At 58.6% G+C, this 6,151-nt stretch carries 7 protein-coding genes and 4 tRNA genes; 7 read left to right on the top strand and 4 right to left on the bottom strand.

Features of this window, described 5'->3' with window-relative positions:
- Nucleotides 1-516: 516 nt before the first annotated feature.
- Nucleotides 517-888, bottom strand: coding sequence for a metallopeptidase family protein (locus ACT3UA_RS18640; RefSeq protein WP_096285818.1), 372 nt, complete (start codon nt 886-888; stop codon nt 517-519).
- 134 nt (nt 889-1,022) lie between these two features.
- Between ACT3UA_RS18640 and ACT3UA_RS18635 the strand changes: the two genes are divergently transcribed.
- From ACT3UA_RS18635 to ACT3UA_RS18620, 4 genes are all read left to right on the top strand, one after another.
- Nucleotides 1,023-1,095, top strand: a tRNA-Glu gene (locus tag ACT3UA_RS18635).
- A gap of 56 nt (nt 1,096-1,151) precedes the next feature.
- A tRNA-Asp gene (locus tag ACT3UA_RS18630) sits at nt 1,152-1,225 on the top strand.
- 49 nt (nt 1,226-1,274) lie between these two features.
- Nucleotides 1,275-1,347, top strand: a tRNA-Phe gene (locus tag ACT3UA_RS18625).
- 60 nt (nt 1,348-1,407) lie between these two features.
- Nucleotides 1,408-1,484, top strand: a tRNA-Asp gene (locus tag ACT3UA_RS18620).
- A 77-nt stretch (nt 1,485-1,561) separates the two neighbouring features.
- Here ACT3UA_RS18620 and ACT3UA_RS18615 read toward each other — a convergent pair.
- The gene (locus tag ACT3UA_RS18615) at nt 1,562-2,416 is read right to left on the bottom strand and encodes a hypothetical protein (RefSeq protein ID WP_444617824.1); all 855 of its coding nucleotides are present in this window, start codon (nt 2,414-2,416) and stop codon (nt 1,562-1,564) included.
- Nucleotides 2,417-2,418: 2 nt separating this feature from the next.
- On the bottom strand, nt 2,419-3,219 hold the full coding sequence (locus ACT3UA_RS18610; protein ID WP_444617822.1) for an exodeoxyribonuclease III: 801 nt from the start codon (nt 3,217-3,219) through the stop codon (nt 2,419-2,421).
- Between the two features lie 105 nt (nt 3,220-3,324).
- Here ACT3UA_RS18610 and ACT3UA_RS18605 point away from each other — a divergent pair, with 105 nt between their 5' ends.
- Nucleotides 3,325-4,377: a 3-hydroxyisobutyryl-CoA hydrolase gene (locus ACT3UA_RS18605; RefSeq protein WP_444617820.1), complete on the top strand. Its 1,053-nt coding sequence runs from the start codon at nt 3,325-3,327 to the stop codon at nt 4,375-4,377.
- A complete protein-coding gene (mmsB, locus tag ACT3UA_RS18600; protein ID WP_096285811.1) occupies nt 4,374-5,270 on the top strand; it encodes a 3-hydroxyisobutyrate dehydrogenase in 897 nt (298 codons plus the stop codon). Before ACT3UA_RS18605 ends, mmsB begins: the two co-directional genes overlap by 4 nt.
- Here the strand turns inward: mmsB and ACT3UA_RS18595 are convergent.
- Nucleotides 5,265-5,768 (bottom strand): MarR family winged helix-turn-helix transcriptional regulator, encoded by a 504-nt coding sequence (locus tag ACT3UA_RS18595; RefSeq protein ID WP_096286035.1) that lies wholly within the window; start codon nt 5,766-5,768, stop codon nt 5,265-5,267. The two genes, mmsB and ACT3UA_RS18595, sit on opposite strands and share 6 nt — an antisense overlap.
- A 71-nt stretch (nt 5,769-5,839) precedes the next feature.
- Here ACT3UA_RS18595 and ACT3UA_RS18590 point away from each other — a divergent pair.
- The coding region (locus tag ACT3UA_RS18590; protein WP_444617817.1) for an acyl-CoA dehydrogenase family protein at nt 5,840-6,151 on the top strand (312 nt) is incomplete at its 3' end.

Genomic DNA, 6,151 nt, shown 5'->3' with positions numbered 1-6,151 from the left:
GATCCGCTTGACGGGGTCGAAATGAATTTCGCAGCGGACGCTGTGGCGGCGGGGGCGTTCTGGTGGTTGTAAGCCTTGGACGCTCTCATTTCTCTACGCGATGCGCAGGGGCCCTGCTCGAAATGGTGCGCACGTGGGCCCGAGTGATCATTTCGCAGACTACCTGCCCTAATGCCAGAGGACCCGCTCGCCGTGCTTGGCGTAGCGTGCATCTGCCAAATGCTGTGCCACAGAGGGACCCTGAGCGCGGGAACTGTTCATGGCGCCGAATCTAGAATTGGAGCCCGGTTTCGGGCGGCTTGGGAACGTTGAACCTCCGAGCGTTCTGCCTGGCCCGGACCTGGAAGTGGGATTTTGCTGCTTGCTCCAAAAGGTCCCGCCGTTCTGCCGGCGCCGGAAGATGAAATGAATTTGGGCTACCGCATTCCCTTCTGAGGAACTGCGAAGCGGCACTAAGATCAAATAAAGAGTATTTTTCGTGACGCACATCTCAATATTAGTTTTTGCCGATTTGGGCTATCCCCAGCCCAAATCGTGCAGTTTTTCGTCGTCGATTCCGAAGTGATGGGCCACCTCGTGCATGACCGTAATGCGAACCTCCCGCACGACGTCATCGCGTGTTTCGCAGGCCCTGAGGGTCGGGTTTTTGAAGATCGTGATTCGATCAGGTAGTGCCCCTGAAGCCCAGTCAAGATCTCGCTCGGTTAGCGCAACACCCTCGTATAGCCCCAGAATGTCGGTGTTTTTCGCTTCTCCGGGAAGTGGCTCGTACTCGTCCTCGATGAAGAAAACAACATTGTCCATCATGGTTATCGCCGACTGGGGAATGCCGTCGATGGCAGCCTGAACCAGCTCGTCAAATTCGTCGTCGCTCATCTCCAAGTCCATGATTCAAGCCTACTGTTCGCCGTCGATTTGCGTCCCCTAAAAGTTCTCCGGATGCCGGTTTTGCAAATGGCAAAAAGGCCACGTATAGTTATTGAAGTCCGCAGCGGAGACGAAAGAAACCGCAGCAGATATAGGCCCCCATCGTCTAGCGGCCTAGGACACTGCCCTTTCACGGCAGCGGCACGGGTTCGAATCCCGTTGGGGGTACAAACAGCCAATTCGTTGGTTGTCAGATGGAGAAATCCATTGGCTTGCGAAAGCAAGGCCCTGTAGCGCAGTTGGTTAGCGCGCCGCCCTGTCACGGCGGAGGTCGCGGGTTCAAGTCCCGTCAGGGTCGCTCGGTTTATTGTTTAGGCAATAAATCTGGTGTCCACTCAGTGGTGCCAGGCTCTGTAGCTCAGTTGGTAGAGCGTTCGACTGAAAATCGAAAGGTCACCGGATCGACGCCGGTCGGAGCCACGCAGCCCTCGGTATACCGAGGGCTTTGCCATGTGGTTTGAAGTTAGATTCAAAACTCATGGCCCTGTAGCGCAGTTGGTTAGCGCGCCGCCCTGTCACGGCGGAGGTCGCGGGTTCAAGTCCCGTCAGGGTCGCCAAAATGAAAAGCTCCGGTTTCAACCGGAGCTTTTTGCGTTAACGAAATACTTTTTGATTCGGCCGTCCTGGACAGAATTTAGTTGGCCCGGCCCAGATGCCGCGGACCCAGCCAGCGGTTCGTCAGCCGTCGATAGGCCGCCGCCGCCGTGGGCAGATCTCCGTCTTCGATTGCTTGGATTCCGTGCATGAGGTCGTTGGCGGATTCATCTGGCCACACGATCTCGGCAAGCATCCCGTAGTCCAATTCGATCACCGAGCGGCTATCGAAGGATTCAAGCCAGCTGCCGAGCGCGCCAAGCTCCTCAAACAACGGTGCCTGAGGTGCATAGGTCACGAGCGTTTGCACTGCCCAAGAGAGGCGTTCTACCGCCTGATCGAAGGGTACTATGAGCCGCACTGTGAGCAACCGGTCATCAACATGAACCTGTTCGTACTCGTCATCTTCCCGGAAGAGCGCAAACCAGCTCAGCGGTATACCCCAGGTGGAAGTGCGGGTATGCAGGTGTGTGAGATCTGCTGCTAGCCGATCGGGATTAACACGCTCGGCATTCGCGCTACGTGCTGCGGGAGGCACCAGGAGGTCCAGAACCTCGGTCCGGATGGCCTCCTCGGCCTGTTCTGCGGCCAGCAGGCTGCGCGCCTGCAGCTGGCCGGGACAGTATCGGGTGTGCTCGTTGCCCTCGTAGTCAAGGATCTTCAGCGAGCGAAAATGCTCTGCTTCATGGTGCGGGAAGGGGTCCGAGATGGGGCGCAGCGTGCGTTCCCAGAGCCGTTCGTTCTCGAAGTTGTCCCAATGGCTTGCGCTACGCTGCCCGGTGCGCAGGATAATTGACTGGGCCCAATCCTCGAAAGTGTCCAACGGTTCATAGACGCGCAAATGCGCGGTAGCTGCCGTAAGCTCTGCCAGTGGCCCAGTCAATTTTCTGGTCATGGTCAGTCGTCCAACTCCACGATAACCGGAGCATGATCGCTAGCGCCCTTGCCCTTGCGTTCCTCGCGGTCGATGCTCGCGGTAGTGACCCGTTCGGTTAGTGCGGGGGAGGTCAACGCAAAATCGATCCGCATGCCCTCGCCTTTCGGAAAGCGCAGCTGTGTGTAGTCCCAGTAGGTGTAGGCGCCCTCGGTGTGTGGGCGAACTACGTCGGTGAAACCGGCGTCTTCGAATCCGCCAAAGGCGGCACGCTCGGGGGCCGAGACGTGGGTGAGCTGGTTGTCCAAGAAGAACTGGATATCCCAGACGTCCTCGTCTTTCGGCGCGATGTTCCAGTCGCCGAGCAGTGCAATTTGAGCTTGTGGATCTGCGTCGAGCCATTCGACCGAATTTTTCTTCAATTCGTCGAGCCAGTTGAGCTTGTAGCCCATGTGCTCGTCATCCAGGGCCCGGCCGTTGGGCACATAGAGGCTCCAGATGCGAACCCCGCCGCAGGTGGCCGCGATGGCTCGGGGTTCTTGGATCGGGTCTTTCCCGCCCTTGCCGAACTCTGGCTGATTCGGGAACGTGCGCTGGACGTCATCCAGCCCCACACGGGAGGCGATTGCCACGCCATTCCACTGGTTGACGCCAAAATGCGCCACCTCGTAGTCGTTGTTCTCGAAAAGTTCCCAGGGGAAATTGTCGTCTTTGCATTTTGTTTCCTGAATTGCCAGGACATCAACGTCGGTACGGCGCAGCCAGTCTTCGACGCGGTCAGCCCGGGCGCGCAGGGAGTTCACATTCCAGGTCGCTATCTTCACTAGTTCAACCTATCAAGTTTGCTGTCATGCGCCACTTCAATTTACTTGGAAGTCCGAGTATATTCGAGAATGAACTGTGACAGCGATCACCGAGGGGTGGGTATTTTGACCGACATTCTGACCGAGCGCCGGGGGCATTTGGGACTCATCACTCTCAATAGGCCCAAAGCGCTCAATGCGCTCACTACGCAGATGTGCCGGGGCATGCTCTACGCGTTGCTTGAATGGCGTGATGATCCAGCGGTGCGACAGGTTGCGATCACCGGAGCGGGGGAGCGAGGCCTGTGCGCAGGGGGCGATATTGTGGCGATCTACCGGGATATCTTGGACCGAGATGGGTCCACCGAAGAGTTCTGGCGTATCGAGTATCAACTTAATGTACTCATTGACGAGTATCCGAAACCGTTCGTGGCGTTGATGGACGGCATAGTGCTTGGCGGCGGGATTGGGGTTTCCGCCCACGGCAGCCATCGCATCGTGACCGAGACCAGCCGCTGCGGCATGCCAGAGGTGGGAATCGGTTTCTTCCCAGATGTGGGAGGCACCCACCTGCTGGCCAAGGGCGCAAAAGCCGCGGGACGCCTAGCGGCACTAACCGGGATGAGATTCCACGCGGCAGACACCATTGCCTTGGGGCTGGCAGACGACTACGTGGCGCAGGCGAGCTTGCCGCAGCTGCTGACCGAGTTGGAGACTCTCGAAGCCGATCAGGTGATTACGCGATTTACGAGCACCGCCGAGCAGGGAATACTGGACGAGGATTGGGTTCAGGCCTTCGCCGAACCAAGTATCCCGGCGATTCTCGCCGCGCTCGACGCTTGCGCGGACGCCCAGGCCAGCTTTGTCTCCAAGGCGCTCCGAGCCGCCTGCCCTAGTTCGGTGCGGCTCGTCGATGATTTGTTGGCCAGTGCCGGGAAGGACCTGCGCGAGGATCTGCGTCGCGAGTTCAGGGTCGCGGTTAACCGACTGGATGACCCGGACTTCGCCGAAGGAATCCGGGCCGCGGTGATCGACAAAGATCGCAACCCCCAGTGGCATGAACGAGTGGGTAATTTGACCCGCGAACAGCGAACGGCACGACATTTCGCACCATTGCCTGGAGCGGAATTGAATTTTGCACTGTTGGAGCAGGGGTTACGAGAAAAGAGTGGAAGATGAGCGGAAAACCAATCATAGGATTCTTGGGACTGGGCCATATGGGGCTTCCCATGGCCATCAACTTGCACCGTGCGGGGTATCGCCTCAAGGCTTTTGATGTGGTGCCTGCCGCTCTTGAAGCGGCCGCCGCGGCCGGAATCGAAACTGTGGTTACCGGCACCGAAGCCGCAAGCGACGTGGATGTCGTGCTCACCATGTTCCCCACCGGGCAGCATGTACTGGATGCCTACCGGGACTACCTGCTTGGGGCTGCCAAGGCGGACACCTTGTTCTTGGAGTGCTCGACAATCGATGTGGCACAGGCGCGCGAAGCCGCCCAGCTCGCGGTGGCGGCCGGTCATCGAAGTGCCGATGCTCCAGTTTCCGGTGGTGTAGTTGGCGCGGAAGCGGGAACTCTGACATTTATGCTCGGCGCCGATGAAGCCGACCTGGCGCAGATCAACCCGGTGCTCGAAATCATGGGCAAGCGGGTCGTGCATTGCGGTGGGCATGGGGCGGGGCAAGCGGCCAAGGTTTGCAACAATATGCTTTTGGGCATCTCCATGCTCGGCGCGGCGGAAGCCTTCGTCTTAGGCGAGCGTTTGGGCCTGGAGCACCAGGCCCTATTCGACGTGATTTCCTCGGCTTCGGGGCAGTGCTGGGCGGTGACAACAAATTGTCCGGTCCCGGGCCCCGTCCCTAGTTCGCCGGCCAACCGGGAATATCAGCCTGGATTTGCTGCCGCGTTAATGGCCAAGGACCTCGGTTTGGCCTCCAGCGCATTGGAACAGACGCAGACAGATGCGCAGCTAGGCAGTCTCGCGGCCGCGCTGTATCGGAAGTTCAGCGATGAGGGAAATGCAGGCACCGACTTTTCCGGGGTCATCAATGCGATTCGAGACGGTTCGTTATAGGAAGTCGCCCGAGGCGCGGCGGAAACGAGAGAGGATCTCGAATAGATCTGTCGCGTCTTTGGCTTCCAAATCGCTTTGGGCGAAGAGCTGTTCGTTCAAATCAGTTCGGGCGGCATCGAGCACCTCCAGTCCTTGGGCCGTGAGTTCCAGGAGCCTGGTTCGCCCATCGGTGGGGTGCGCAACTCGTTGCACCAGCCCGGTGGCCTCTAGCCGGTCCACCGAATTGGTCAAGCTCGTAGCATGAACCTGGAGCAGCTCACTTGCGTGACTCATTGGGAGCGAACCGCGCTTGGAGAACCCAAGCAAGGCGAGCACTTCGAAACGCGCAAAGGTGAGCCCATGCGGTTTGAGAATCGCGTCGGCTCGCTGCAAGAAAATCGACGCCGTGCGCATCACCGCGGTGATAGCGGCCATGGCATTGGCTTCGGATGCCCAACCATGGGCAACCCACTGTTCACGGGCCTGAGCAATCGGATCGCGTGGCAATGGAGAATTCAACATTTACCCCCTAAGGAAGTCTTAGTCCAACAATATACTTGGACTTCCAAGGGTTTGGAAGGAGAAATCGGATGGACCTATTGGGTGTGGCACACCAACTGCACGAGGCCGATCGGACGCGACTAGAACAGGTGCGTGAGTTTTTGCAGACACGCATTCGCCGGCAATCGATCGAGTTCTGGAATCGCGAGGAATTTCCCGCAGGGCTCGTGCAAGAGCTGGCCGATGCCGGTTTAGCGGGAGTGCAGCTAGATGGCTCCTCGCATCTGTTGCGCGGGTTGCTCCACGCGGAAATCGCAAGAGCCGACGTATCCCTTTCATCCATTGTCGGCATCCACAATGAGCTCATCGTGGGCATGATCGATGCGCTCGGATCTGATGAG

Origin of the sequence: Glutamicibacter sp. 363, from assembly GCF_052379505.1 — a bacterium.
GTDB lineage: Bacteria > Actinomycetota > Actinomycetes > Actinomycetales > Micrococcaceae > Glutamicibacter.
The sequence above is the reverse complement of the archived record's forward strand: the minus strand, read 5'-3'. Positions and strand labels throughout refer to the sequence as shown.

Bases quoted from the DNA above. Each gene is read 5' to 3' on its own strand.
- ACT3UA_RS18640 (WP_096285818.1), bottom strand. From the start codon at position 888: ATGGACTTGGAGATGAGCGACGACGAATTTGACGAGCTGGTTCAGGCT.
- ACT3UA_RS18615 (WP_444617824.1), bottom strand. From the start codon at position 2,416: ATGACCAGAAAATTGACTGGGCCACTGGCAGAGCTTACGGCAGCTACC.
- mmsB (WP_096285811.1), top strand. From the start codon at position 4,374: ATGAGCGGAAAACCAATCATAGGATTCTTGGGACTGGGCCATATGGGG.